At 37.2% G+C, this 1815-nt stretch carries 2 protein-coding genes; both read left to right on the forward strand.

Translation table 11 applies throughout. The annotated features are described in order from the left end of the window. Positions 1–127 precede the first annotated feature (127 nt). The gene (locus BEL05_RS20640; RefSeq protein WP_069672296.1) at positions 128–1231 is read left to right on the forward strand and encodes a pentapeptide repeat-containing protein; all 1104 of its coding nucleotides are present in this window, start codon (positions 128–130) and stop codon (positions 1229–1231) included. A gap of 110 nt (positions 1232–1341) precedes the next feature. Next, entirely contained in the window at positions 1342–1659 is a 318-nt protein-coding gene (locus BEL05_RS20645) for a hypothetical protein (RefSeq protein ID WP_069672297.1), read from the forward strand. Positions 1660–1815: the final 156 nt, after the last annotated feature.

Consider the following 1815-nt stretch of genomic DNA (forward strand, 5'->3'; position numbering starts at 1 on the left):
AATATAAACTCACGGATTGAGTAGCGATAACCTCCTCTCTCCGAAAGTAAAGAACAAGCCGTTTCACGAGACCTTCGGCTCGTGAACTAGATCGTTAAGTGATATTGAAATTGGTATTGGTTGTGATATGAAAGAAAGATTGAACAAAGAACAGTATCTCTTGATTATGAAGTGTGCTGTAAATGAAGATTTCTCCGAGTGGAATCAATACGTAAAAGAGACTAATGATCTTATAAAGTTGAGAGAAGCTAATTTTGAAGGCTTAGTTATAAAGGATGCTGTATTCCAAAATAAAGATGGTAGAGGAGCTGACTTTTATGGTGCTAATTTTAGCAATGCCAAATTATCGTCTGTAGATATGTCTGACTGTCATTTTATGGAAACAAATTTATCATCGATAAAAGTTGAAGGCTCTGCTTTTCATAATGCTGACTTTGTACGAGCAAAATTAAATCAAAGTACTTTTACTTTGTGTGATTTTTATGATGCCTCTTTTCAAGAGGCTAGGATGCCTGAAGTTGAGTTTTATGAGTCACAATTTCAGGATTGTTGCTTTAGTCGAGCAGATTTATCTCAAGCAAAATTTTTTGGCGGTGGTTACAATCCCCTCGTAATGCAAGAGTTACGATTTAACCTGTGCGGCGCAGACTTTTCTAATGCTAAATTTACAAGTGAAACCTACTTTCATTTAGCGGATGTATCAAAAGAAACTGACTTCCGCACAATCAGTTTTGAAAGTGCATGTTATTCGTCTGGGTTACGTCAAACTCTCCAATATTGCAATCGTCGACATAATTGGAATGATTGGTATGACAAGAATAATTTCTTTGTAAAAAAGATGGTAGGCCTATTTTGGTTTACATCAAACTATGGACTATCTCCAAAGCGAGTAATACAGTCATTTTTCTTTTTGTGTTTCTCGTATGCCTTTATATACTGGCTGTTTCCGTCACTCACGTCAATTGAAGGAGAGCTACCATTTATACGTAGCGTCTATTTTTCTGTTGTAACTATGACAACACTAGGCTTTGGTGATATTTATGCAAATACTAGTAGTTGGTTCTCCCAGTTGCTGTTAATCACGCACGTTTTATCAGGTTACATTCTTTTAGGTGCACTTATAACAGTATTATCCAATTTGTTCGTTGCAGACGGTCCTTCTCAAGGTTTAGTTAAGCACCCCCCAGAGAAAAAAATAAGAATAAGAATGAGTGTGAAAAATATCACTTAACAAGGCCTTGAAGTCGGATTCGTAACAGTTGGCTAGGTTTCGCTTCGCTTCACATTTTAGCCAACTATTTCTCACCGCTTAAGGCGGCGTTATGTTTCACGGAGTCAACTTTGAAAAGTATTATTTTAATTTCTAGTGTTTTATTACTGTCTGCCTGTTCTAGTACGGACAATGGGCGAAATGATGATCTAACAATAGCTAATATTATTGCTTCGTCAGAACATATCATTATGGGGCAACTCACCGACTCATTTAAACCTGATGATAACCCAAATACAGTTCAGTATGTTTTTGTAAAAGAGGGTAAAAGTTGGGTCTCTAACGATGGTCAAGTTATCTATGTGAACGCAGAAAAAGATAATGGTAAATCGAAAGTATTACTTGAAGAATCAGCAAAGAAAAGATTAGCCTTATTAACAAAAACATAACAAATAAGGATAGGCCGCGCGTAGCCGCGTCCTTATCCCGAGTGTTGAACAAGCCCGGGTTTGTAAGAAGTGATACCTTTATATAGTAAATAGCGGCGTGAGAGCTCACGCTGGTTTAGGTCGGGGAGCTTAATTTACACTTTTGGCTAGCCATAG

Source organism: Shewanella colwelliana (assembly GCF_001735525.1).
Taxonomy (GTDB): Bacteria; Pseudomonadota; Gammaproteobacteria; order Enterobacterales; family Shewanellaceae; genus Shewanella; species Shewanella colwelliana.